This is a genomic window from Roseimicrobium gellanilyticum (assembly GCF_003315205.1).
Taxonomy (GTDB): Bacteria; Verrucomicrobiota; Verrucomicrobiia; order Verrucomicrobiales; family Verrucomicrobiaceae; genus Roseimicrobium; species Roseimicrobium gellanilyticum.
On record NZ_QNRR01000006.1, the window covers coordinates 354,380 to 380,446 of the forward strand.

The following is a 26,067-nucleotide window of genomic DNA, read 5'->3' on the forward strand; positions in this document are numbered from 1 at the left end:
TCACATTCATGCGTCCCTCTTCTATTTCCAAACCACCCGGGTGGCACAGATGCGGTCATGCAAGGCACGCTTTTCTTTGTCCAGGCCAGCCATCCACCATGGGAAACCGCCGCCGATGAGCCCGACAAAAAACGCCACCACCATGCCAATCACCCAGAACACAAAGGCAGGGCTCTGTTCCATATTATTCAGCCCCTGGAAACCACCTAGGCCTATAAACAGAATGAGCAGCATGGGCACTACCATGATGATCAGCCAGATGATGTGATTCAACACACCGCTGACTGCCCAGCGGGCCAGCGAACGGGGCCAGGAAAGGGAACGCCCGTCCATGGTCACCACCTTGAAGCCAAGCGCCATTTTCCCCAGTGTGCCGCCAAAGCGGCTCACCATCCAGGTGTGGTACCAGGCATTCAACGCCAGGGCGAAGGCCATCACCCCCAGCATGGCCACGGCGGTGAAAATCTCACTGCCATTCCCCCCACCCATGGCCGCTCCCATCGCGGCTATCAACACGAACGCCACCATCTGAATCACCTGCTGGGCCACGAGCATGATGATGTAGTCGATAATCCACGACAGCAGACGCCACCAGAAACCTACATAGCGGAGGGAACCGGGAGCGGTGAGTTCACCGATCACCCCCTCACGCATCTGCTGCACGAGCAGGTCCTTGTTTTGCTCCGGCACGGCCACCCCACCGAGGAGCGGTGTGCCTGCGGCGGCAATAAGATCGGGACGCACACGGTTCACGGGCTGCCAGTCCGGCAGGCCCTCCCGCCAAAGCAGGGTGTCCCCCTTCAGGGAACCGTTTTCAGCCAGCGCTGCCAAGTCTGAGTCCGATACGGGACCCCTTTGCTGACCGTTCTCCGCGTAAAACCAGTTCATGATCGTCGCAATTCCCTATTCCAGAGCGCCGCATGGTTGCGGAGAGTCGCGCCGAGGTCAATCACCAACCGCTTCTTCCCAATAGCTCCGCCTTCACGGAGCACCATTTTTCACTTCCCGAGGCGCTCCACCACACAATTGCGGATTCTCCCCTCCGTACCGTAGGTGGCGAATCCAAAAGGCACACAGCGGTCGATCTCCCCCGAGCGCAGGCTGAGCTGCGCGCGGGAAATATCCGCCTTCGCCAGGGAGCGGTCATCCAGCCAGACGGAGAGCGTCTCCGGAGTCACCTCGATACGAATGCGGTACCATTTGCCATCCTCAAACCGTTGCACACTGCCGGTGGCATTCATGGTCGCGTCCATGCCATCAATGGAAGAGATGCCCACCTGCGAGCCACCCCACCCTCCCAGCACGAAGGTCACACAATTCTCCACAGCTCCGACAGGAAAGGTCACGCTGCCGAAGAAATCCTTCCCGGAGACGCGCATGGCTTCATAAGTGAGGCGGTAACTCGTGAGCGGCAGCCCATCCTTCTCCCAGGTGGGAAAGACGATACCGGTCATTGGTGAGCCGGCTTTCAGCGTGTGACCGTCCGTTTCCTGCTGCACTCCACCGGAATGAAGCATCTCCGCTTCTTTCCAATGTCCGCCCAGCTCCTTGCCAAAAAGCTCCCACTGCAGGGGCGCCTCAGGGGTGGTACCAGGTTCCTTGGGACCGCACGAAGACAGGCCCGCCAGCAAAAGCACCGCACAGGTGAAAGCCCGGACGATGCGTCTTTTCATGGCAGGATGCGATGGGACAAGGTTACTTCAGCTTGGCGCCGCCCATCTTGCAGATGATGTCGAAGTGTTTCTTCTCGACGGGCGTGACGGAAAGCCGGTTGCCACGACGCAGGGTGATGAGGTCTGCGAGCCGGGGCTCATCGCGCAGGGCGGTAAGCGTTACGAAATCCTTGAAGTCAGCCTCCCAAGTCACGTCGATGAGCAGCCAGCGCGGGTCTTCCTTCTTGCTGCCCTTGTCATAGTACTCGCTCTCGGGATCGAACTGGGTCGGGTCGGGGCGCGCCTCGCTGGAGATACGCACCACACCGGCGACGCCCGGCACTTCACAACTGGAATGATAGATGAACCCCAAGTCGCCCACCTTCATGTCATCCCGCATCATGTTGCGCACCTGATAGTTCCGCACCCCATTCCAAGGCTCAGTTTTTTTGGCGCGCTTCTTCAAATCGTCAAAAGAGAAAACGTCCGGTTCGGTTTTGAGTAGCCAGTAGCGCATGGTGTGGTCATCATCGCGGGATGCTGTGGATGCGCCAAGCGAATTTCACGATCTTGCTTCTCGCGTGTCTGGTGGCGTCTCACGCTCACAGTCAGGCACCCACAGCGCTGCCCAACCGCGCCGCGGATCGTCCACAAGCCATCCTGGAACCTGGCTGGCTGCGCCGCGTCGGCACGCAACAAGGCACCCTGACCAACCAGCCCTGCCGGGTCTGTTTCATTGGCGATTCCCTGACGGAACTCTGGGAGCACACGGGAAAGGCCGACTGGGATCTGCATTTCGCTCCACTCAAGGCTGCCAACCTCGGTCTCACCGCTGACCGCACGGAACACATCCTGGAGCGCATCCGCCGTCTCGAGTTCCGCCGGGCGAAGCCGGACCTGGTGGTGCTGATGATGGGCACGAACAACCTGGGCATGGACCCTCCGGACAAACCCGAGGAGGTGTTCCGTGGCATCCAGAAAGGGGTGGCAATGATTCAAACCAAGATGCCGCAGGCGAAGACCCTGCTCCTCACGATCCCTCCCAGCGGGACGGAACCCAAGAGCGCTCTGCGCCAGCGCATCCAGGAAACAAACAAGCTCCTGACCGGGGCCAATTGGCCCGATGATGTGCGGGTACTCCCTGTGTATGAGGCGATGGTGGATGAAGCAGACCGCTGGCGGGCAGATTGCACGCTGGATGGCACCCACTTCAGCGCGAGTGGCTATGCCCGGCTGGCCGCCCTGCTTTCACCAGCGGTGAATGAAATGCTGGGAGCGACGGCTGCCGCGGCACCTGCACGATAGGATTGCGTTCGTCCGGCATTTGAGGTTCCGTATACGCCCGACGATGCTCCGCGCCCTCTGCCTCACCACCCTGAGCCTTCCCTGCCTGCTCCATGCCGCCCCGCCCAAACCGGCGGTGGATGCCTTCTTTGGCCAGAACTGCACGGAATGTCATGACGCCGATGTGAAGAAAGGTGGGCTCGATCTCACCGCGATTTCCTGGAATCCCGAAGCGCGGGAGAACTTCGACCTGTGGGTGAAGATTTTCGACAAGGTGCGCAAAGATGAAATGCCTCCGAAGAAGAGCGAGCGCCCTGAGGCGAAGGCGCTGACCGAGTTTCTCGCTTCCGTATCAAAGCCTCTGCGTGACCTGAGCGCTCAACAACAGACCACGAACGGCCGCACGGTGCTGCGCCGCCTCAATCGCAACGAGTACGAGCGCACGGTACAGGACTTGCTGGGCATCGACATTCCGCTGGCAAACCTGTTGCCGGAAGACACGCCTGCCCATGGCTTCGACACGGTGGCAGAAGGCCTGCGCATTTCGCAACTCCAACTGGAGAAGTACCTCGAAGCTGCCGATGAAGCCCTGGAAGCGGCAATGTCACCCAAGGAGCGTCCCGAGCTCATCAAAGGACACTACAGCTACAAGGACGAGGGCAGCATCAAGAAGAACCTGGAACTGCCGGACGAACCGCCCACGGATCCGAAGAAGAAGTACAGCCGCTCGCGCCAGGTGTTCCGTCTGCTGCCAGATGGCGTGGCCATGTTCACGGATGCGGACTACATGCTGGGTCTGGGGCAGTTCCGCGTGCGCCGTGGCGGCACGTTCCGCATCAAGGTTTCCGCCCAAGCTTACCAGAGCGCGGGCAAGGACATCAACCTTCGCCTTTACGCAAACAACTTCCGCACGAAGCGGCTGGTGGCGCAGTTTGACTTCCCTGAGGACAAGCCCCGTATCGCGGAATTCACCGCGCGCATCGACAACGGTGAGCACCTGCTCTTCACGCCTTCCAAAGTCGGCTACGATGAAGACGGCAAGCGCCTGAACGACTACGACACCACGAAGGATTTCAAGGGGCGCGGACTCAATGTGCAGTGGGTGGAAGTGGAAGGCCCACTGGAATCCCAAGTGTGGCCACCTGCCTCGGTGGTGAAGCTTTTCGGTGCGGAGAACGTGAAGACGGTCGACAACTCGAAGCAGAAGAAGCCGGAGACCTATGAGGTGAAGCCGGCGGACCCGCAGGCCGAGGTGAAGAAGGTCATCGAGTCCTTCGCCGCGCGTGCCTATCGCCGCCCGCTGGAAGCAGGCGAGGTGGATGACTTCGTGAAGATGGCCCAGGAGTCCCTCACCAAGGGTGAAAGCTTCTCCTACGCCGCCCAGCTTGGGATTCGTGGGGTGCTGACCTCCACACCGTTCATCCTTTTCAGCGAAGCGCCTGGCAAACTGGACGACTACGCACTGGCTGCGCGGCTCTCCTACTTCCTGTGGAGCACGATGCCCGATGACGAGCTGCTCAAGCTCGCCGCCGCAAAGCAACTCTCCCAGCCTGCCACCCTGCGCGCCCAGGTGGAGCGCATGCTGAAAGACAAACGTTCCAATGACTTCGTGACGAACTTCACCGGCCAATGGCTCGATCTGCGCAGCATCGACGCCACTTCGCCAGACGCGAATCTGTATCCCGAGTTCGACGAAATGCTGAAGCGCGCCATGGTCACCGAGACGGAGTCCTTCTTCCGCGAAGTGCTGGTCAAAAACCTCCCAGTGACGAGTTTCATCCAGTCGGACTTCGCCATGCTGAACTCGCGCATCGCCGAGCACTATGGCATCGATGGCGTGCGTGGTGAGCAATTCCAGCGCGTGAGCCTTCCCGCGGACAGCGTTCGCGGCGGGGTGCTCACCCAGGCAAGCATCCTGAAAATCACCGCGAACGGCACCGTGACCTCCCCCGTGCTACGCGGCGCATGGGTCATGAAGCGTCTCCTCGGCGATCCTCCCGCACCACCTCCGCCCGGCGTAGGCAGCGTGGAACCGGACACGCGTGGCGCGACCACCATCCGTGAGCTGCTGGACAAACACCGCCACGCGGAGTCCTGCATGGGGTGCCACAACAAGATCGACCCGGCGGGCTTTGCCCTGGAGTCCTTTGATGTCATCGGCGGCGTGCGTGATCGCTACCGCAGCAAGGACAAAGGCGAGCGTCCCGCCACGAAGATCGAGAACCGCGGCGTGTGGCAGTACAAGCTGGCCCTCCCTGTGGACACCACCGGGCAACTTCCCGACGGACGCGCCTTTACCGGCATCCGCGACTTCAAGAAACTCATCCTGGACAAGCCAGCAGACCTCCAACGCTGCATTGCCGAGAAACTCCTCACCTACGCCACCGGTGCGGGCATCACCTTCGCGGATCGATCTGCCGTTGCAGACATCGTGCAGAAAACGAATCAACAGGGCGGCGGTCTGCGCACCCTCGTGACAGAAGTGGTGCTGAGTAGCACGTTTCAGAACAAGTAGTCTCTAGAGAATCTCTTTTCCGTTCCTCTGACCTGCCTCATGACCGCGCCTACCCAGCTCTCCCGCCGCGCTTTCCTTCGCGGTTCCGGCATCTCGCTCGCGTTGCCTTTTCTGGATGCCATGTGGTCGCGGTCCATGCTCGCTGCGGACGCGCCTCCGCCGAAGCGCCTGGTCACGGTGTGTTCCGCATTGGGTGTCTACGGTCCGGATTTCTTCCCCACGGCTGCTGGTCGCGACTATGCGCTGACCCCGTATCTCGACATCCTGAAGGAGCACCGGGATGACTTCACGGTCTTCTCCGGTCTCTCCCACCCGGAGCAGAGCGGACGCGACGGTCACGCCTCCGAGATGACCTGGCTCACGAGCGCGCGCCACCCCGGCCTCGGTGGCTTCCGCAACACCATCTCCATCGACCAGTACGTCGCGGAGAAGATTGGCTTCGAGACGCGCTTCCCCTCGCTCGTGCTGAACACGGGCGGCAACAACAGCCAGAGCTACACCCGCAGCGGCGTGATGATTCCAGCGGAAGCACGCCCTTCCAAAGTCTTTGCCTCCCTCTTCCTCGATGGCTCACCCAATGAGGTGCACAACCAGATGCGCAAGCTCAAGGAAGGCCGTAGCATCATGGACGCCGTGCGTGAGCAGGCGAAGCGCTTCGAAAAACGCGTGGGCAACGCCGATCGTGAGAAGCTGGACGAGTACTACACCTCCGTGCGCGAGATGGAGCAGCGCCTTGTGAAAGCGGGCGACTGGGTGCACAAGCCCAAACCCAAGGTGGACGTGCAGCCCCTGAAAGACATCGAGAACGAGAAGGATCTCATTGGCCGCATCAACCTGATGTTCCAACTCGTTCCTCTGGCGCTGCAGACGGACAGCACCCGCCTCATCACGATCCTGATTCAAGGCCGCGGTGATGTGCCGGAGATTCCCGGAGTGAGCATGGACCACCATAACCTCTCCCACCACGGTCAGGACCCGCAGAAGATCGAGCAGCTCCGCCTCGTGGAGCGTGCGGAAATGGGCGCGCTCAATGGCCTCTTCACTGCGCTCAAGGCAAAGAAGGAAGGCTCGTCCTCACTGATGGACAACACCATGGTCCTCTTCGGAAGCAACCTGGGCAACGCCAACTCCCACGACTGGCACAACCTGCCCACCCTGCTCGCCGGCGGCGGATTCAAGCATGGCCAGCACATCGCCATGGACACGAAGAACAACACCCCGCTGTGCAACCTCTTCGTCCCGATGCTGCAAAAGCTGGGCATGGAGACCGACACCTTCGGCACCAGCAGTGCCTCCAGCCTGGCTGGTTTTGCCTGATAAAACTTGCTGGCAAAGCAGGATCAAATCTGAGCACAGCGGCCGTCAATCCCGGGCGTTTCCGCCATCGCGTTGCCCGACGTAGGGGCAACCGCGATTTGACTTCCCTCGTATCCTTGTGAAAAATCACAAGTGCCCAAGCCCGAAATCCCTCGCAAAACCGTCTACCGATTTTCCATCTATCAGCGCTGCCTTAACCGCTTGAAGGACAATCACATCGAGACCGTCTCCTCTGAGGCGCTGGCGAAGGCTGCCGGTGTGAAATCCACCCAGCTCCGCAAGGATCTCACGCATTTGGGACAATTCGGCACCCGCGGCTTGGGGTACAATGTGGGCGGTTTGAGCGCAGCCATCGGCGAAGTTCTGGGCCGCTCCCGACTGCAGCCGGTCATCCTCGTGGGGGTGGGAAACCTTGGCGCCGCTCTCTTGCGCTACGGCGGCTTCCAAAAGGAGGGCTTCGAAATCGTGGCCGCCTTCGATTCCAAACCGGATCCCCGTCGTGTGAAAGGGCTCAAAACCCAGCTTCTCGACGCCTCCGGCCTGACGAGTTTCATCCGCGAGCATCAAATCAAGATGGCCATCCTCACCGTGCCCGGCACACACGCGCAGGAAGTCGTCAACGCCATGGTCGAAGCCGGCATCCAAGCCGTGCTGAACTTCTCCCCCGTGGTGCTCGAAGTGCCGCGGAACGTGGTGGTGAACAATGTGGACCTCGCGGTGGAGCTGGAGAACCTTAGTTATTTCATCCGGTGAGCGGCCTGAAAGTAAGCAGTGTTCAGTAAACAGTAATCAGTAGTTCCCGGTTCCCAAATTGAGTGGCGTTGTCAGTTTCTGATTACTGAATACTGACCTACTGAATACTCTGTTACCATTCACGCCCGACTGATTCCCCACCTTTCCATGGACCGCCCCGCCGCCATTGCCCAGATCCGCGAAGCCGCCAAGAACATCGCGCTCCAGTTCATGAAGATCCATCCCGCCCTCCCCGGCCTGAATGACGCGGAAACCATGGGTGACTGCATCAAGGCCCTGCACGAGATGACCGTACAGATCGAGATCATCAAAAAGAAGGTCGGCAAGCTGGAGCGTCAGGACGACAGCACCATCCTCTAGGAGGTTAGGCGTCCCGCCTGACAGTGGACGTTAGGCCTCCGGCCTGACGGCACCCGCAGCAGAAGCAGCGCCCTGGCACACACTCCACCGAAGACGTTCCGCACCGACCCAAGGACCGGGAACGCCTCGTTCCCGCACGACTGGGGTGACCTTCATAAGCGCATGTGGCATGTAACGCCACAGTGCTCCATGTAACTCGCTACGCCACACCCGGCATATCAAATGGCGTCGCATGCATCGAGCGGAGTGTTTGAAACGTCTGGGGTTCGGGAACGAGGCGTTCCCGCTCCTTGCCCCATGCCTCTTCACCACGAGTTCGGCAAAGTCGTCGATGACTTATGAGATCCGTTCTAAGGGAGCTTCTCCCTAGACCCTCGACAAAACCTCACGCGCTGCCCTGAGCGCTCCCAGTGACCACACCACAGGGTATATCATCTCATGATACCAAAGCCGGGCGAAGTACAACCCGATCGGTGCTGAAGGAAACTCCGCGCCGTTGCGTGTCTTCTTCAGCAGCCACGTCACGCCGCGCTCAACTGCACCCAGCGCGTTTGCCCTTACTTCATGTTCCCACGTGGCTCCCATGCGTTGCAGAGTCAGGCTCAGCACGTGCACGACCACTGATGTCTCCTCCACGCTGGGCACCACACCTTTGTCTCCACCCCATCCACCGTCATCGCCCTGCTGTTCCACCAGCCAGCGCAGATGCATCTGCAATGAAATCGATGGCACCCCCCACACACTCCCACCCTCAAGCGTGAGATCCGCATGCAGCAGCCCCATCAGCACCAAAGCGGTGCCAAAGACGGGATTATTCTCCACAGGCGTGTGCTCATTGCCGAACCACAGCGGCTGCCACCAGTGTAGCGACCCCAGTCGGAGCCGCTGCTTGGTTTTGAGCATGACTTGATCACCATAGGGTGAGACATATCCCGTGCCGCTTTTCCAGACACGCCACCGCATCTTGGACAGATAGGCCAGCGCGCGCGTCTTCGCCCCCCGCATCCTCTCCCGCAGCGCTTCATTCACATACGGCTCCCAGGCCGCCCAGCCACGCAGCGCATGCGCCATGATTTCCGGTGTGCTGCGATCAAACGGCAGCGTGCCCCAGCCACGGCAGAAGGTGGGCATGCCTCCATCACGATTCTGTAGATCCAGCAACCACGTGATACCGGCTTCCGCAGCGGGCAATGCTTCACGCCGTTCCTCGTCCGTCTCGCACAGATACGCCAGCGCCACGACCGCGCCGCTGGTGTCATCCGCATCCGGCACACCTCCGGGCAGGTCCGTCCAAGCCCAACCGCCAGGGGCAGCATTTGTAAACGGATGCACCTCGCGATACTGCTGCTTCAGCAGCCACTCCCGCACCGGCCGCAGCTCCTTCCTCAGCGTAGCTCGTTCCGTTTCTTGTTCAGCTTCACCCTCCGAATCTCCACCCAGCAACGCCTTCGTCGCCAGCGTCGTGCCCCAAGTGGCGAGATTCGTATCAATCGGCCAGCTCCCATCCTCGCGCTCCGACTTCAAAAGAAACTCCACCGCCGCAGGCACACAGGGATGATCCTTGTCCCCCGAACTCGCAAGGGCCATCGTCACGAAGCTCGTGAGCGGCGTCGCTTCCAAATACCCACCCGAACTCGGCTGAAGCGTCTTCAGCATCGGGTAGATGCGCCCCCACAACGCGCCGCGGATGAGCCGCAACGGATTCCACTTCCCCGGCGGCGCATGCACAAAGCGCGCATGCCCAATCGCAATCAGTGCCGGTAGCGCATAACTCACCACCGGCAGGCCCACCGCGCCAAACCACGAACGAGGCAAGGCTGCCAGCTCAAACGGCAATGGCAGCACCTTGCTCCATGCCTCATGATCTTCGCCCAGCGTCCCGCAAATCGCGCATAGCATCAGGATGGGCACCGAGAAGGTCTTATCCTTCCCATACCTCGCCACCACCGCCTCTGTGATGTCCTCCGGATCCAGTGAACCCACTTGCGAGGCGATCCAGTGGTTCGCGCGATCGATGGCCACGCCCTCGTTCGCAATATCGCTCTGACCATCGAACATCCTCAGCGCGCTCCAGCACAGCAGCGTGGTGGAGAGATTGCTCTTGCTGAGGGTCGTGTCTCCCCAGCCGCCGTCTTCATTCTGGTTCTTCACCAGCCAGGCCGCGCCACGTGCGATGACTAACTCGTGCTTGGCAGCATCCACCTGACGAAGCGCCACAATCGCCGTGGCCGTGGAAAGCGCACTGCTGGAGAGATACCCCTCCCAATGTCCCTGCGCATTGCGCAACGAGAGCAAATACGAGCGGGTGCTGGCGATGGCAGCATCCAATTCAAATAGGGAAACCTTCGATGACGATGTGGGGGCAGCAGACAACGCGGAAGTAGTAGGGAAGAAACAGCCCCGCGCCACTCAGAAATCACCCAGCATTCGAAGCTGTGATGCGAAGAGTGAATCGTGTTTGACGGACGCGCTCATCCACCAGGCAGGGAAGCGCTTCCGTGTCATCGCACTTCGCAGCATCGTATTCCAATGACATCACCACGCCGTCCATAGGGAAACTTGTGTGGCGAAGCCACCTTGGACTGCGCGCAGCCTGCTGCCGCTTTCCAGAGTCCACAGCCTGCTGTGGCGATGGTGACACTCGCTCCTGGAGTCATGTGTCCTAAGAAACTTGGCGACTTCGTCGCGGTGGGGTGTGCAGCAGGGCTGCACTTCAGGAAAGCGGCAGCAGGCTGCGCGCAATCCAAGGTGCTTCGCACACAAGTGACCTCAGTCGCGGAGGACGAGTCGTAGCTCACGCTCTCTCAAGCGTGACGCTGCGCTCGACTTCCATGAATGCCACCTCCATAGCTCACCCCAGTGCCTCCAGCATCCCCTTCAGCTTCTCCAACTGCGCCGCCCAATCCGCTTCGCGTTGCTTGTGCTCGTCCAGCACCTTGGCAGGCACCTTCTTGGCGAAGTTTTCATCCGCGAGCTTGGCGCGCACCTTCTCCAGTTCGGCCTGGGCCTTGGTGAGCTCCTTGGTCACGCGCTGGCGCTCGGCATCCACATCGATGAGGCCTTCCAGCGGCAGGAAGAGTTCACCCAGTGGCGTGAGCGCGGTGGGTGTGCCTTTCGGTGCCGTGTAGTTGGACTCCGCGTGGAGCGGCTCCGCATTCAAGAGGATGCGCAGGACTTCGATGTCCGCCTCAGTAAGCGTGGTGTTCGGCTTGAGCACAAAGCGCACGCGCTTGTTACTCGCGATGTTGTAGGTGCTGCGCAGGTTGCGACCGAGGTTCACGGTCTCGTACTTGTTCGCGGCGGCCTGCTCGTCCTCCGGCAGGATGCCGAAGTGCGCGAGCTCATCCTCATCCAGCGGCTTCGGCCAGGGGGCGAACATGATGCTCTTGCCGCCCTGGTTCTCCGGCATGTCTTCGTTGAAGCCCATGCCGTGCCACAGCTCCTCCGTGATGAAGGGCAGGAAGGGATGGAACAGACGCAGCGTGTTGCCGAGCACGAAGTCGATCACCGCAAGCGTGTTCGCCTTGCGCAGCGCATCTTCGCCCTGCAGGATCGCCTTGCTAGCCTCCACATACCAGTCGCAATACTCGCTCCAGAAGAAGCGGTACAGCGCAGCGGTGGCATCGCTGAAACGATACTCCTCCAGCGCAGCGCTCACTTCACGGATGGCCGCATTGAGACGCAGTAGGATCCACTTGTCATCATTGCTGAGGTACTCGGGATTGATCTCCTGCTCCGTGGCGGAAGCCCCATCCTGCGGCTGCTGCATCTGGCGGAAGCGCACGGCGTTCCACAGCTTCGTGCAGAAGTTGCGGCCCAGTTCCACGTTCTTCTCGTCATAGACAATGTCAGCACCGAGCGGCGCGCTCTTCATGGTGCCAAAGCGCAAGGCGTCCGCGCCATAGCTGGCGATGAGGTCGAGCGGATCCGGCGAGTTGCCCAGCGACTTCGAGAGCTTGCGGCCCTGCTTGTCACGGATGATGCCGGTGAAGTACACGTTCTTGAACGGCAGCTCACCCATCCACTCAAAGCCGGCCATAATCATGCGGGCCACCCAGAAGAAGATGATGTCCGGTCCCGTCACCAAGTCGGTGGTGGGATAGAATGCTTTCAACGTGGCATTCTTGTCATCCTGCTCACCATCCATGTTCCACCCCATGGTGGCAAAGGGCCACAGCCATGAGCTGAACCACGTATCGAACACATCATTATCCTGCACCCAATTTTCCGGATCGGCAGGCGGCTCCACGCCCACGTGGATCTTGTCACCATAGGAAGCCCACTCAGAAGTCGGCTTGCTGAGGATCTCGGGATGGATGCTCTTGTGGTACCACACGGGCACCTGATGTCCCCACCACACCTGGCGCGAAATGCACCAGTCCTGGAGGTTGCCCATCCAGTGGTCGTACACCTTCGCCCAGCGATCGGGGAAGAACTTCATCTCGCCACTGGCCACCACGTCGCGTGATTCCTTCTGACTCGGATACTTGAGGAACCACTGCTCGCTCAGGCGGGGCTCGATGGGCACGCCACCGCGCTCAGAGTAGCCCACGTTGTTCGTGTGCGGCTCCTCCTTCACCATGGCGGCGATTTCGGTCAGAATGGCCACAGCCTTCTTGCGCGCTTCGAATCGCTCCACGCCGGCCAGGTCCTTGCCCGCGAGTTCATTCATCACGCCATTGGGCTGCATGATGTCGATGATCGGCAGCTTGTGGCGCAGGCCGATTTCATAGTCCGCCTTGTCATGCGCGGGCGTCACCTTCAGCACGCCGGTACCGAATTCGAAGTCCACGTGCTCATCTCCCACGATGGGAAGCGGGGCCTGATTCTCCACAGGCAGCGGGCGGCGGATGTGTTTGCCGATGAGATGGGCATAGCGCTCATCCTTCGGGTTCACGGCCACAGCGGTATCGCCGGGAATGGTCTCTGGGCGCGTCGTGGCGATGGTCAGCCACGTGCCGGGTTCTTCCACCACCTCCACCTTGAAGTAGTACAGGAAGCCCTTCTGCTCCTTCATCTCCACCTCTTCATCGCTCAGCGCGGTGAGGGCAGCAGGGCACCAGTTCACCATGCGCTTGCCGCGGTAGATGAATCCCTTCTTGTAGAGATCCACGAACACCTTGGAGATGCACTTCGAGTAGTGCTCATCCATGGTGAAGCGCGTGCGCGACCAGTCGCAGGAGGCACCCAGCGCACGGAGCTGCTGCAGGATGATGCCGCCGTACTTGTCCTTCCATTCCCAGATCTTGTTCACCAGCGCCTCGCGACCGAGGTCATCGCGATGCTTCATGGCGCCAGCCTTGCGCAGCTCGCGCTCCACCACGTTCTGCGTGGCGATGCCGGCATGGTCAGTGCCGGGCAGCCAGAGCACTTCCTTGCCCAGCATGCGGGCGCGGCGTGCCAAGATGTCCTGGATGGTGTTGTTCAGCACGTGACCCAGCGTCAGGATGCCCGTCACGTTCGGCGGGGGGATGACGATGGAGTACGCCGGGCGCTTGTCGCTGACCCGCGCCGGGTCCGCTTCAAAACACTTGTCATCGAGCCAGCGCTGGTACCAACGCTGTTCCACTTCGCTCGGCGTATACGTCTTGCTGATTTCTGCCATAGGGGCGCACAGCATGCATCGTGTGGCCCTGTTTGCAAATGGCGGAAGGTCCTCCGTGCGTTGGGCAGCCTGCTCTTAGGTGCTTACTCTGGGCGTCCCGGAGGGCCGGACGGCCGCTTCTTTCCCTCGGGCTTCCGGGCGGCGATCGGCGTGAGCGGCGAGTCATCACTCGGAGGTGGCTGGGCACCATTCTGGTCGTAGATCAGCCCCTTGTCGCGGTCCAGAGCAATGAAGGGCGAGCAAAGGAACGCCTCCTCGAGGGAGAAATTGGGCACCCGGAAGGTCTTGCCCGCGAAAGGGCCCACGGCAGGCGTCATGCCCGCCAGCACTTCTTCCACCAGCCTGTCCCGGGACTTGCCCCGCCAGTCCACTCCGGCGGAGGCGGCGGAGTTGAACACGGAAACGATGGATTGCGCATTCCACTGCTTGTACCGGCGTTCATCGTTGAGTTGCTGTGCCAGCTCTTCGGCATTTTCCCGGGACTCATGCAAGTTCGCAAAGGCCTCCCGCATCTCCTCCATCCAGCGCACCTGCGCGCGGCAGTTTTGTTCAATGAGGCGTCTCTCCTCATGGCGCTGATTCTGAATCGACTGGATGACTGTGGCCTGCTTTTCCAACGCCGTCGCATGGGCAACCGAGTTGGCCTCGAGTTGCTTGCGCAGCTGATGGTTTTCCCACCACTGGGAACCAATCGCGGTGAGCGCAATCAGGCAGGCTATCGAAGGCCAGACGAACGCCGTCCCCGACTCGTCACGCCGTGACCAGGGGGTTCGTTCGTTGCCTCGTGCAAAGGGGGTCATGAAAAAGCAGTATAAAAATTTCTGCCCTCACGAAGGGGGCCTCAATTGAAAGTATCTTCAAACACAGGACAGGCAGCAGCGAGCCGGGCCCGCAATTCCGAGGTCGCCAGGCACTCTGCAACACCGGGCGTGGCCCTTGGCAAAGCTTCCCATTTCTTCATTCGCCAAACACAAATTCCGGATCATGATGTGCGCCCGACCCTGTCCGCTCCGTTTTTCCTTATTCGATTTGTTATGAAAACGTATCTTCACGCGACCTTTCTGGCGCTGGGCCTTGCTGCAGCGGTTCCTTTTGTCCAGGCGCAGACGCCATCTCCCTCCGATGACAGCGTCAAAGTCGAGACTGGGGCATCTGAAGTAAACGATGACTTCAAGAAGTTAGGCGCGCAGACTGAAGGAACCGGAAAAATCGGCCACCATGCTGAGATCGAAATTCCGGAAGGTTACGTGTTTTTCCCCTCAAAAGGTGCCCAAGAGCTCATGAAGCGCTCTGGAAACCTCGTGAATGGCACTGAAGATGGCCTAATCATAAGTGATGGGAAAGGCTGGTCGGTACTCTTCGAGTTCAAGAATGACGGCTACGTGAAGGATGATGACAAAGACGAACTCAATGCAGACAAGATGCTCAAAGCGATTCATGAGAATGAACCTGCGATGAACGAGAGGCTCAAAGAGGCAGGACTGCCTGCCCAGCATACTGTCGGGTTTGCGGTGCCTCCCAAGTACAATGAGAAGACCAACAACCTGGAATGGGCCACTCGATTTACCACGGAAGGCTCCCCGGGTGAATATGTGAACTACAATACACGTTTGCTGGGCCGAAAAGGTGTCATGGAGGCGACCCTCATGGTGGACCCGGACAAGCTTGAAGCGTCCCTACCTGATTATCAGAAACTGCTCACGGGATATCGCTTTGTGCAAGGCGAGACCTACGCAGAATACAGACAAGGTGACAAACTCGCCTCTTACACCATTGGCGGGTTGGTAGTAGGTGGCGGGGCCTTTGCTGCTGCGAAGATGGGCCTCTTTGCCAAGTTCTTTGCGGTTCTCGCGAAGGGCGGCAAGGCTGTCTTCGCCGGTATTGCGGTGGTGGTGGCTGTCATTGGGAAATTCGTTGGCAAGCTCTTTGGCCGTCGTGACCAATCTCAGTTCAATCAGTAGGCGCAGACGGGAGTTGATAGCCTGACGCGGGTCTGGTTTATCTTTGGCGTTTAACTGCGTAAGGACTTCACTGCCGTCAGGCCGGAGGCCTAACGCCCACTGTCGGGCTAAAAGCCTAACCTCTTGAGCATCTTTGTGCGCTGGCATGAACCACCCCAAACCTGAAGGCGAATCACGAAAATGACGGACGGGCAACTCGTCATCGTCCTCCTGCTCGCCTTCCTGGTCTATGAAAGCCTGTGGTGGCTGCCGTCGCGTGGCTGGCTGTTCCAACGGGGATTCACGGGAACGTGGAGTCCTCGCCGGCCGTGGTCCCTCTTTGGGAGAAAGGGTGGTGGCATTGCCGAAGTTCGTGGGATGGGCACCCATGTGGTGGCCGCGGGCTGGCCGTGCGTCCCCCATGAGCATGGGCTCTGCTACTGGGAAGATGAAGGCGGTTCCGGGGTGCACATTCCCTGGGAACAGGTGAAGGTGGGTGCGGAGGGTGCCGTGCTGCGGCTCGCGCCTGGGCATCGGGTACGCTGCATCCATGCCACCAGTGCCATGGCCTGGGCCAAGCTGGTGCATGCCTGGACGAGCCAGACTCAATCAGAAAGAGAGGCGTCCTTTCTGGAGCGGGCTGGTGCGTTGTTGGACAGTGCTGCGCTGACGGAAGCGGCAGCCGCGAATCACAAACTCACCAAGCACCTGAGCATCCAGGGCGGCACCATCCTCATGTGGACCTTCCTCGTGGTGCCACTCACGTACTGGCGCTATGGCGACCACATCATCACGCTGATTGTGGTGGGGTTGTTGTTCCTGCACATGTTCATCCAAGCGTTTCTCCTGTTTCGCATGGTGCGCCGGAATCAGGCCCTGAGAAAGGATGCCTTCGTCCATGTGATGGGCACAATGATGCTGCCAGGTGTCTCTATCCGCGCGAACTCCTGGGCGTGTGCGCAGCTTTCACCGGAAGCGCATCCGCTGGCGGCTCTTTTGGAGTGGGAGGGCAAGTCAAGCGCGGAACTTTTGCAGCACGCCAAGCGCTGCTGGCGTGAGGCACGGTGGCCGATTGGGAACTTCTCCACGCGCCCGTGGAATGGACCCGAGGTGGAGGCGTTGCGTGCGTTCCTCTCTGCGCATGAGGAAATCACGCCTGCGGTTTTGGAGTCACCTCCGGCGGCACAGGAAGGTTGTACCCAGTGGTGCCCGCGTTGCCTCACACAGTACCATGAAGCTTCCAAGGAATGCAGTGACTGCGCTGGTGTGACGCTGCTGCCGCTGCGGCGGGAGGAGTAGCGCGGGGTCGACTTTCTGCGTGAGCATGCGAAAATGGGGCAAGCTCGATGGAGGTCCCATCACCACGGTGCCCCTTTCCGGCGTGCCCTCCGGGACGCCATGATTTTCTTGTGGGTGATCCGGTGGTTGCGGTCGCTGAGGCTCCCTTCACCGACCGGCTACCGTTCCGCGCTCCCTCCGGGAGCAAATTTCGAGGCGCGGAAGGGTTCAGCGTGGAGATGTGTTTTGTTTGGAAGCTCTAGTCAGCTCCTATGGAACAAGTGCCCCGATCCTTGGTGAAGGCTACGTGGCGGAGATTCGTATCGCCTTGTCTCCACTCGAAGCGGTATGCTTCTGGATGGAACATCATGCAACCACAACCTCTGGATGCGGTTTCATGAAGTGATAGAACCCACCCGCCCCAGGCTCATGAAACTCTCCTCCCTGTACGCCTCTTCTGCCTCGCGCCGCCACTTTTTGCGCGCGCTGTCCCTCAGTGCCGCAGGGCTTTGGACGCCGGGTGTATTTGCCGAAGCGCTGACACTGACACCTCGGGCCACCGAGGGGCCCTTCTACCCGGACAAGCTGCCCCTGGATCAGGACAATGATCTCATCATCCTGAAGGACAGCACCACTCCCGCCGTGGGTGAGATCACCTATCTCAGCGGTCGCGTGCTGGATCCAAAGGGTAACCCGCTAAAGAACGCCGTGGTGGAAATCTGGCAATGCGATGCGAGCGGCGTGTATCTGCACAGTCGCAGTGGAGGCAATGTGGAAAAACGAGATCGGAATTTCCAGGGCTTTGGCAGGTTTGAGACGGACAGCAAAGGCGGCTATCTCTTCCGCACCATCAAGCCCGTGCCCTATCCCGGTCGCACGCCACACATCCACATGAAGGTGAAACTGCGCGACAAGGAACTGCTCACCACTCAGATATACGTCAAAGGCTATGCGCAGAACGAACGAGACGGCATCTGGAAGAGACTTCCAGAAGGCGCCGTGCGTGATTCGGTGACCGTACCCTTCACATCCAAGTCCGGCGGCAAGGCCGGTGAGCTGGAAGCCAAGTGCGATATCGTGGTAGGACTGACGCCGGCGGAGTAGAGGTCTCGCGTTCTCTGGACCGAAGGGTCATTCGGCGCGGAAGTAGTGAAAGCATTTTTGCGTGACGCCACGAGCGTTGGTCGGTAGCGTCGCGCATGAAATGGCGAAGAAAGCTCCTGCTGGCGATCGCATTGCTGTTCGCGAGCCTTGGCATGCTGATGCTGCTCGTGCATGTGCGAGGCCTGCGCATGTGGGAAGATTACTGCGCCCAAGTCAGGGCTGCTGGCGACCCCGTTAGGCTGGAAGATGTCATCCCCGCTTCGGTGCCGGACGCTGAAAATGTAGCCATGGCGGAGATTTTCCGGGAGCTTTTCCAGGACGAATCATCCGCGCGTCTGGCAAAGAATTCTCTGGCCTCCGTCTATCGCCGGTCCTCTGACGATGAGCTGATAAGCACACCTACAGGGTGGTTAGTACGCGGAGAAGACAGATATGTCCGTGAGTGGCTGGAATTTTTGAAGGGACTCGAAAAGGAATCTTCCAGGTCGAAGCCCACTACATTGGAACCTCCATTGTCTCTCAGTCCAAACAAGGAACTCCAACTAAGGCTCAGGCAATATGATTCTTTGTGGGATGAGCTCAGCGTAGCAGTGCGGCGTCCGTATTGCAGGTGGCCATTGGAATATCAAGAGGGAGCCCGAATGAAGAGCCCCCACAACAGCAGCGTCATCAAACTCGCCCCCCTGCTGAAGGCGCGACTTACTGCCCACGCGGCATGCGACGACACATCCCAGTATGTCCGGGATCTGACCACGGCATTCTCATTGTCCCGACACCTCTCGAATACTCAGATGTCCATGTTGTCGACTCTGGTGGCCAATACTTTTTGGAACACTACTCTGAATACCATGCAACGCACGGCTGGCGCGGTGACCCTGAGCGATGCTGAACTCGCGATGATTCAAGAGCATGCATCGGTGCAAGCACTCCAAGGACTATTGCAGGCACTCAAGAAAGATCAGGTCCTCTCCACCGACACGCTTCTCAACATCAACGTCAATGAACTGGCGTCCCTTCTCGATGGCGACTTCGGCAGCATGCTGTCTGGTCAATCCGAACGACTGCAGAAATTGCAGGCAACGCTGATCCTGAGCCGCCCTTCGGGGTGGAGGTTGGGAGAGTTGGCAGCCCGCCACCGGGAATCGCGAACATTGTGGAAACAATCGGTTTCGCATGATTTCCAGTATATCCAAACCGGAAGCCTTGAAGCCATTCGCAATCGCAGCCTACAGTTGGAAGAGAATTCCCGGTGGCTTTCCTATGATAGCATGTTTGCCCTGGCGGAGATCGTTACGCCAAGAATGTTTGAACGAGCCGCACAGGTACAAGCCAGTTCAAATGCTGCGGTGCTTTGGTGTGCTGTGGAGCGATATCGGCTAAGGTATGAGCGCCTGCCAGATTCGCTGGAAACACTGGCACCTGAATTTGTGAAAAAAGTCCCAGTGGACCCCATGCACGGAGGACCCATGCGGTATCTGAAGACGAAAAGCGGAGGCTATCTCATCTATTCCATAGGTCCTAACGGAATCGATGATGGAGGGCAAGGTTCTGGCAGCACTCGTGACCTTGACTGGGTGTGGGCATCAGGCCCGGGACTGGCGCAAAATGATTGAGCCGAACTTCTCAATCACGAAGTCAGACCCAAGAAAACAGAAAATGGCGGGTTGGAAAACCCGCCATACGCTGTCCGGTCGGGCGACCCGACTTCCTCAATCAGTCGTCGAAGCGGATCACGCGATCACCCACGACCGGCATCACCGGTGCAGGAACAGAAGGTGCGGCTGCAGGAGCACTGGGTGCTGATGGCGCGGGAGCCGGTGCAACAGGCGCGCTGGAACCGCCGGGGCTACCTGGATTGAAATTGGAAATCACTGCCGGTCCGCCTGAGGACTGTGGCGCCTGGGGCTGGCGCGGTGCCTGGGCTTGCGGTTGCGGCTGGCGTGGAGCGGCACCAGCACCATCACCCCAATCAAAGGCGAAGGTATTGGCATCGACCTGCCTCATGCCGCCGCCATGACCAGCGGTGGGTTGCTGGGGCGGCACGCCTCCCCCCACGTTCGGCGGCGGAGCCGTGCCACCCGTGGATGATTGCGGTTGGGTGGGAGTTGTGTTTCCAGCAAGTCCCTGCGGATTGTCTTTCGCGGCCTTGTAGGCAGTCTGCACATCGGCGGCCGAAGGAAGCTTCCAGGCCCCACCGAGATCCGCGCTCACCGGGAATTGCAGACGAAGGCGGGTGCCGTTGTCTGTAACGACATTGAAAGTGATTGCCGAGCTGAAGGGCGTGACCAGTTGCGGAGGGTACTCGATTGATTTGAGGGAGATCTCATCAATGCGACCTGCGGAGATCTGACCCTGCACCAGCTCGCGCAATTGCTTTGCCTTGCGGGTGAGATCCTCTTCGAGTTTGTCTGCCATGGCATCCATGTCGATCTTCAGCGGCGTGCCTCCGGCAGAGGCGGACACGCTGCTTGCCTGTGCCTTCGCCGTATCAAGCTGACGCTTGAGCTCGTCGATTGTTTGCTTGGCCCTGGCAAGCTCTTCGCTGCCGGCTCCGGACGTTGTGCTGCCACTGCGCTGCGCCTTGCTTTGGAGTTCGGCGAGTTCTGCCTGGACTTTTTCCACGGCCTTGTCTTTGGCATCGAGCGTTGCGCGCATTTCAATGAGTTGCCGCTGGAGCTCCTCGTCTCCCTGGAAGCAGGATGGCAGGGAGAGCAATCCTATTGCACCTGCCAGGCACAGCGACCTCTGACCCATCGTGGAAAACCTTCTGCTTGTGCTTGTTTTCATGGAATTGACTTGCGAAAGACCTCGGCACGCCTGTAAAGGTACCACCCCATCCTACAACAACCCGCAAGATCCGCCAGCCATGATGCTACGTTCCGCGATTTTGGTTTGTCTCTTTTCCACTGCAACCGCCGCTCTTTTGCCCGCTCAAGACAAGGCGGGATTCGACCCCACCAAGGCAGAGATTGCCCCGATTGGACTTCCGAGCCCGTATGACAAGTTCCTCGGTCTCGACCAGGTGCTCAATCTCACCTATGAAGACTGGAAGGCCGTCTATGGTGAAATCGCCCGCGACGTGGACGTGGCCAAATACTCCGATGAAACCGACATTGCCCTCGCGCTCGGCGTCAAGATTGCTGACGGCGTGATGTCCATCAAGGCTCGCGATGTGCAGGGCCTCAATGATTGCTCGAAGCAGATCGAAGACCTCGCGAAAAAGCTTGGAGTGAAGGACGAGGAAATGAGCCGTGCCAAGACGGTTCGCGCCCATGCCAACAAGGGCGAATGGCTCCAGGTCTTCATGGAGCTCGGCTTCCTGCAGACGGACATCATGAAGTCCCTCCGTGCGCAAGGCAATGCCGGCCGCCGCTCGCTGATCATCAGCGCCGGCTGGATGCAGGGCCTGCACTACACCGCATTCGTGGTGAAGAAGCACTACTCCGCCGCTGTCTCGAACTACCTTCGCGAGCCGCTGCTCGTGGATGCGATGAAGAAGGATCTGATGTCCCTTCCCCCTGCAGTGAAGGACTCCTCCAAGGTGGCGACCATCGTCACCGAGATGGGAAACATCTATGGAATCGTCAACATTCCCATCGAGGGATCGATCCCAAAGGAGGGCGTGGATAAACTTCTGGACGCCTCGAAGGCAATCGTGGAGAAGATCGTGTCGAATTGAGATTTCGTCTGTCACGGCACGCTTAGGGCGAACATGAAATGGCAAAACCCAACACCTCTTTGCCAACCTACAAATCCATGAAAAACAGCATCAAGCATCTCATCACCGGCGCTCTCCTGATCGCCTCCACCGCGGCCCTCAAGGCCGACCCCCGTGAGGCGGAAGACGTCGCCTATCGCATGGCCACCAGCTATGTGGCCAAGGGCTTTTCGATGGCTCCCACGGACCACTCCGGTGTGCTTGGCGGTGGACAGGCCATTCGCTTCCTTATTCCCGTGACCAAGGGTCTCGACTATGTGTTCCTGGCCGGTGCAGACCAGAGCGCTCTCGACGTGGACGTGTATGTCTATGATGAAGTGGGCAACCTGATCCTGGATGACCGCCGCAGCACCCGCCTCGCTGGTGTGCAGTTCCGCGCCAGCTACAACGGTACCGCCATGGTGTACCTGCACATGGCCCGTGCGGATGGCCTGGCCAGCTACTACGTGCTCGTCGGTCGTCGCGGCGCAGCCAAGGGTGGCAGCTCCACCAGCGTGAGCGATGGCGCCGGTCTCAATCCTGCTCCTGATGCCGCCGTTGCGCCGCCTAAATAACCGGGCATGAGCCACCTTCAGAGCCAAGCCGGACCCATTCAGCCTCCTTCATCAATCAACCTGAAACCACAAGCCATCATCATCATGAAGAGACTTGCCACCCTTGCCACGCTGGCCTTCTGCGCCGGTGCCCTTGCGAACTGCGCGAGCGAGCCCCCTCCCCCGGTGCATGTGCATCACTACCACACCAAGACTCGCACCACGACGAAGCCCGCTTCCGTGGGTGGGTACAAGGCCCCCGAGAGCTTCGAGGCGGTGACCCCGCCCTCCAGCTACTCCCGATAGTCGCACCTCAATTTCATGTGTTGTGTCTGGAAACGCCAGCCTCCGGGCTGGCGTTTTCCTTGCTGGGAGATGCGGATGCTTGCCGCAGGATCACATCTCGATTAGATGCCACCTTCATCGTCAGCCGCGCCCGGAATGCGCTTTGGAAACTTCGAGGTCCTCACCGACTCCAACGGCAAGAATTGCCTGTTGGGCGGAGGGGCTTTTGGCAAGACGTACAAGGCCAGACATATCTTCCTGAAGCGCATCGTGGCGCTCAAGGTACTGCATGATCGCTACGCCAATGATGCCCGAGCGCGGGAGCGTTTCCTCAGAGAAGCCCAGGCCGCTCATGAGCTGAAGCATCCCCACATCGCCGAGGTGCTGGACTTCGGCGAAGCGGATGGCTCCCTGTACTACGCGATGGAGTTCTGCTCGGGCGGTGACCTCGAGCACTACACCAAGAACGCCAAGGGCCCGGTGCCGCCTGCGGTGTGCCTCGGTTTCGCCCGGCAAATCTGCAAGGCGCTTGCCTACGCGCACGAGAGAAACTTCTACCATCGCGATCTGAAGCCGCCGAACGTGATGCTGGCTTCTTCTGAAGGCGAGCCCGTGTTGAAGCTCATCGACTTCGGCCTCGTGAAGATGGGAGTCGAGGACACGGAAGAGTCCTCGGGCCTCACCATGGCGGGCGAGGTGCTGGGCACCCCGATGTTCGCCAGCCCCGAGCAGCTTCGTGAAGAGGATCTGGATCAGCGCAGCGATTTGTTCTCGCTGGGCATGACCCTCTGGTACCTGCTGGAGGGCGCCCCCCCGGTGCCAGGCAGCGCGCTGACCGTGATGGCGGAGCGGCTGAGCCACAAGTCGTATGACAAACTTTTCTCCATGCGAGTGCCACGCGCAGTGCGTCCGGTGCTCTCCAAGTTGCTGGAGAAGGATCCTCAGAACCGCTACCAGAACGCCGATGCCCTCCTGGTGGCGCTGACCGAGGCACTGGCAGAACTGGAAAAAGAAACAGCAGCCGCCAAAGCGCCATCCGGTGCACTCACGCCCACCGCTGCGACGGAATCAGTGATCGAAGCGGCCGCCTCGCCTGGCTTGGGTGAGGTGATGGCCCACGCCGGCAGCTCCAGCACGACGGTCCCTAAGACGGAAACAAATCTACCCGCGACTACCGAGAGCGCTTCGACAACACAAGCAGAGCCCGCAGCCAAAGCGCCGCGCCTCCAGTTGCTGAAGAACCTCGGCTACTGCGTCCTGGGTGAGGCCAGGCAGGCCCAGGATCTCTCCTCAGATGCCGAGGTGGTCGCAGTGCGATTGCAGGATGGGCTCGACAGCACTGCCACGTGGCCAGCACGTCTGGCAGGCGCAGCTCAAACGGTCCCGCCGCGTCTCACGGGAGATCTGCCGCTCGTCACCCAAATCCACGAAGACCACCCGTACGCCGTCTGCTCCAGCTCGGGCACGATTCGGCTTGTGCAGATCCTACAGGCGCGCGGAAATCTTCCCTTCTTGGAGGCGGCGCAGGTGCTGAGTCAGATTGCTCTGGTGCTGGACGAGGCCCGTAACAGCAACCGGAAGCATGATCTGCAACTCAATCAGATCAATCTGGCACCACTGGTGGCCAATCCTGCCGAATCCGCGCCTGCCTATACCCTCACACCGCTTCAACTGGATCAGTGGCCGCCCTTTTTGGTGTGCGTGCCCCTGAGGCAGGGCGCCACCTCCATGCCCGGGCACATGGAGGATGACGATCCCAACGCGACCGGCATGATGACCATGCGGAATTCAGCGGCCGATGAATTCCTCGATCCCAACGCTGCCTTCGGCGGACTCATCTACCGGCTCATCACCGGGGGGGAGCCGCGTTCGGCGATGTACCGGTCGAAGAACAATTACCGGCCCATCCCCAATCTCTCGCGCGAAGGGAACCATTTGCTGGCCAGCTGCCTGGAGGGCTCGTTCAACGACGACACCCTCAGCCATCTGCTGGAGAAGATGATGCGGGCAGAGAAGAGCAATCTCGTCCCCCACACCTCCAGCACGCGGAGCAACGCGGGAGTCCTGAGTTCCGCAGCGGCGATGAAGTCCGGCGCGCACTCGCACGAGCAGCCCGCTACCGCGACCTCGACATCGCCGCTCAAGACATCCAGCCCGAAATCTGCGGAACCGAGCGCTGGGACGCCTGCGACTCCCGCAGTGCCGACACCGACACCTCAATCCGCCCCACAGACAAAGGTGCCTGAGCCTCCTCCGGCTGTAGTGGCTGCAGTCACTCCTGCTGCTCCCCCGCAGCCACCTCCCCTTGCCCCTCCGACACCGGTCGCAGCCTCTGTCGCACCCGTGGAGCCCAAACCCCCGGTTCCCTCACCACCAGTTTCCGTTCCACCCCCAGAGCCCCCAAAAGCTCAGGTCACACCGGTCAAACCTGCATCTCCTTTGCCACCTCCTGCCAAGGAGAAGGCAAAGGACAAGGAGAAGGAGAAGCAGCAGCCCAAACCTGTAGCGACGCCGAAGAAGCCGGCCTCGACTCCCGTACCTCCCATCGTATGGCTGGCGGCGGGAGCCTCACTGCTGGTGCTCGGGGCCGTGGTCACAGTGGGAATTTTTGCCTATCAGGGGTGGCACACTTCCAAGCCTGAGCCGGCACCTACTCCTCCGAATACCCTTGTAGACCTCCCCGCGCCTCCGCAGCCAGAGGTGAAAAAAGAGGAGCCACCCAAACCCGAAACGAAGACGCCACCTCCGACGACACCCCCGGCGGCGGAGAAGAAACCTGAACCCCCGCCGAAACCCAAGCCACCAAGGGAGCTGGTCTTCACCAAGCGTGTTTTCCCCGCGACCGTCCGGGTGAAAGCCAACGGACGCAGCGTGCAGCTCACGAAGAACTCGCTCAATCAATTCGTTCTGAACCTCTCCGCCTTCACCGACTACCCGCTCTCCATCCTCATCTCCCCGCCCCTTGGATTTGCGGGAGAGTCCCACCTCATCACTGACCCGAAGGCCAGCACCTATGAACATGAGGTGGTCTTCAAGCGCGCAAAGTCTCCGATCACCATCCCCGGCAACTCTGACTACGACCAGGCTGAGCTTACCTTTCTGGACTACCACGATGACGAGCGGGCCAGTTTCCAAGGTGATGAGTTTTCCAAGCCAGGCGTTGGAACTGTTTCGTTGCGGAATGGTTCCGCAACCACCGAGGTGCCAACCGGGCTCTATCAGATTCGCCTCATTTCCAAATACCAGAATGTCGCGTCTGTCACTCTGGCGGCAAAGCATCCCGTCCCCAAGAGAGCCGGAACGGGCGAGTTGAGCGCCCCTGCGGAGGGATGGGGAGGCCACACTTTCGAGTGCAACTTCCAGGTGGAAGTCGACATCAGCGGCAAGAAGACAAAGCTCTACGCACGCCGCATTCTGACTTTTGACGAGGATCTGTCCAAGGGCGTTCTCCAGGACAATTGGGCGACCGAGGGGCGATTACCGGAACGTCAGCAGAGCACGATTCGCGACATCAAGGTGGATGCGTCTGGCAACCTGACCGCGCTGCTTCCTCTGGAAGATCCCCAGCACAAGGACACCACTTTCGACGAGATTGTCGAGCTCAAGCGCAATGCCCAGGGTGGGGTCACCTTCCAATGTTATCCTGCGGCGAATTCCGCGAACAAGACGCGGGACGACTACGACGTGAACGGGATAGCCAAAAAGGTCCGGTAGCAAGCAGTC

At 60.0% G+C, this 26,067-nt stretch carries 20 protein-coding genes; 13 read left to right on the forward strand and 7 right to left on the reverse strand.

What is annotated here, in order from left to right:
* Nucleotides 1-21: 21 nt before the first annotated feature.
* The 3 genes from DES53_RS18250 to DES53_RS18260 form a co-directional block, all read right to left on the reverse strand.
* A complete protein-coding gene (locus DES53_RS18250; protein WP_113959723.1) occupies nucleotides 22-888 on the reverse strand; it encodes an RDD family protein in 867 nt (288 codons plus the stop codon).
* Nucleotides 889-998: 110 nt separating this feature from the next.
* Nucleotides 999-1,673, reverse strand: a complete 675-nt coding sequence (locus DES53_RS18255) for a LamG domain-containing protein (protein ID WP_113959724.1) — start codon at nucleotides 1,671-1,673, stop codon at nucleotides 999-1,001.
* Nucleotides 1,674-1,695: 22 nt separating this feature from the next.
* Nucleotides 1,696-2,169, reverse strand: coding sequence for an EVE domain-containing protein (locus DES53_RS18260; protein ID WP_113959725.1), 474 nt, complete (start codon nucleotides 2,167-2,169; stop codon nucleotides 1,696-1,698).
* Nucleotides 2,170-2,198: 29 nt separating this feature from the next.
* Here DES53_RS18260 and DES53_RS18265 point away from each other — a divergent pair, with 29 nt between their 5' ends.
* The 5 genes from DES53_RS18265 to DES53_RS18285 all read left to right on the forward strand — a co-directional run bounded on the left by DES53_RS18265 (nucleotide 2,199) and on the right by DES53_RS18285 (nucleotide 7,881).
* A complete protein-coding gene (locus DES53_RS18265; RefSeq protein WP_170157206.1) occupies nucleotides 2,199-2,957 on the forward strand; it encodes a GDSL-type esterase/lipase family protein in 759 nt (252 codons plus the stop codon).
* A gap of 43 nt (nucleotides 2,958-3,000) precedes the next feature.
* Nucleotides 3,001-5,451, forward strand: a complete 2,451-nt coding sequence (locus tag DES53_RS18270; RefSeq protein WP_113959727.1) for a DUF1592 domain-containing protein — start codon at nucleotides 3,001-3,003, stop codon at nucleotides 5,449-5,451.
* A gap of 39 nt (nucleotides 5,452-5,490) precedes the next feature.
* Entirely contained in the window at nucleotides 5,491-6,768 is a 1,278-nt protein-coding gene (locus tag DES53_RS18275; RefSeq protein WP_113959728.1) for a DUF1552 domain-containing protein, read from the forward strand.
* A gap of 132 nt (nucleotides 6,769-6,900) precedes the next feature.
* Entirely contained in the window at nucleotides 6,901-7,521 is a 621-nt protein-coding gene (locus DES53_RS18280) for a redox-sensing transcriptional repressor Rex (RefSeq protein ID WP_113959729.1), read from the forward strand.
* 147 nt (nucleotides 7,522-7,668) lie between these two features.
* Nucleotides 7,669-7,881, forward strand: coding sequence for a hypothetical protein (locus tag DES53_RS18285; RefSeq protein ID WP_113959730.1), 213 nt, complete (start codon nucleotides 7,669-7,671; stop codon nucleotides 7,879-7,881).
* 366 nt (nucleotides 7,882-8,247) lie between these two features.
* On the opposite strand, the gene DES53_RS18290 is transcribed toward DES53_RS18285, so the two are convergent.
* The 3 genes from DES53_RS18290 to DES53_RS18300 form a co-directional block, all read right to left on the reverse strand.
* Nucleotides 8,248-10,254 carry a prenyltransferase/squalene oxidase repeat-containing protein gene (locus DES53_RS18290; protein WP_170157207.1) on the reverse strand — a complete coding sequence of 669 codons (2,007 nt, stop codon included), beginning with the start codon at nucleotides 10,252-10,254 and terminating at the stop codon, nucleotides 8,248-8,250.
* A gap of 478 nt (nucleotides 10,255-10,732) precedes the next feature.
* Nucleotides 10,733-13,486 carry a valine--tRNA ligase gene (locus DES53_RS18295; RefSeq protein ID WP_113959732.1) on the reverse strand — a complete coding sequence of 918 codons (2,754 nt, stop codon included), beginning with the start codon at nucleotides 13,484-13,486 and terminating at the stop codon, nucleotides 10,733-10,735.
* 83 nt (nucleotides 13,487-13,569) lie between these two features.
* The gene (locus DES53_RS18300) at nucleotides 13,570-14,286 is read right to left on the reverse strand and encodes a hypothetical protein (RefSeq protein ID WP_113959733.1); all 717 of its coding nucleotides are present in this window, start codon (nucleotides 14,284-14,286) and stop codon (nucleotides 13,570-13,572) included.
* A gap of 129 nt (nucleotides 14,287-14,415) precedes the next feature.
* Here DES53_RS18300 and DES53_RS18305 point away from each other — a divergent pair, with 129 nt between their 5' ends.
* The 4 genes from DES53_RS18305 (at nucleotide 14,416) to DES53_RS18320 (ending at nucleotide 19,421) form a co-directional block, all read left to right on the forward strand.
* A complete protein-coding gene (locus DES53_RS18305) occupies nucleotides 14,416-15,447 on the forward strand; it encodes a DUF2167 domain-containing protein (RefSeq protein WP_147263467.1) in 1,032 nt (343 codons plus the stop codon).
* 180 nt (nucleotides 15,448-15,627) lie between these two features.
* Nucleotides 15,628-16,725 carry a hypothetical protein gene (locus DES53_RS18310; RefSeq protein ID WP_113959735.1) on the forward strand — a complete coding sequence of 366 codons (1,098 nt, stop codon included), beginning with the start codon at nucleotides 15,628-15,630 and terminating at the stop codon, nucleotides 16,723-16,725.
* Between the two features lie 408 nt (nucleotides 16,726-17,133).
* Nucleotides 17,134-17,808: a dioxygenase family protein gene (locus DES53_RS18315; RefSeq protein ID WP_113959736.1), complete on the forward strand. Its 675-nt coding sequence runs from the start codon at nucleotides 17,134-17,136 to the stop codon at nucleotides 17,806-17,808.
* A 95-nt stretch (nucleotides 17,809-17,903) separates the two neighbouring features.
* Nucleotides 17,904-19,421, forward strand: a complete 1,518-nt coding sequence (locus DES53_RS18320; protein WP_113959737.1) for a hypothetical protein — start codon at nucleotides 17,904-17,906, stop codon at nucleotides 19,419-19,421.
* Between the two features lie 100 nt (nucleotides 19,422-19,521).
* Here DES53_RS18320 and DES53_RS18325 read toward each other — a convergent pair whose 3' ends face one another.
* Nucleotides 19,522-20,595 (reverse strand): hypothetical protein, encoded by a 1,074-nt coding sequence (locus DES53_RS18325; protein WP_170157208.1) that lies wholly within the window; start codon nucleotides 20,593-20,595, stop codon nucleotides 19,522-19,524.
* A 79-nt stretch (nucleotides 20,596-20,674) separates the two neighbouring features.
* Between DES53_RS18325 and DES53_RS18330 the strand changes: the two genes are divergently transcribed.
* The 4 genes from DES53_RS18330 (at nucleotide 20,675) to DES53_RS18345 (ending at nucleotide 26,058) form a co-directional block, all read left to right on the forward strand.
* Entirely contained in the window at nucleotides 20,675-21,487 is an 813-nt protein-coding gene (locus DES53_RS18330; RefSeq protein WP_147263469.1) for a hypothetical protein, read from the forward strand.
* A 77-nt stretch (nucleotides 21,488-21,564) separates the two neighbouring features.
* Complete coding sequence (locus DES53_RS18335) at nucleotides 21,565-22,080, forward strand: hypothetical protein (RefSeq protein WP_147263470.1); 516 nt, start codon at nucleotides 21,565-21,567, stop codon at nucleotides 22,078-22,080.
* 84 nt (nucleotides 22,081-22,164) lie between these two features.
* Nucleotides 22,165-22,365 carry a hypothetical protein gene (locus DES53_RS18340; protein ID WP_147263471.1) on the forward strand — a complete coding sequence of 67 codons (201 nt, stop codon included), beginning with the start codon at nucleotides 22,165-22,167 and terminating at the stop codon, nucleotides 22,363-22,365.
* A gap of 105 nt (nucleotides 22,366-22,470) precedes the next feature.
* Complete coding sequence (locus DES53_RS18345; protein WP_113959742.1) at nucleotides 22,471-26,058, forward strand: serine/threonine protein kinase; 3,588 nt, start codon at nucleotides 22,471-22,473, stop codon at nucleotides 26,056-26,058.
* Nucleotides 26,059-26,067: the final 9 nt, after the last annotated feature.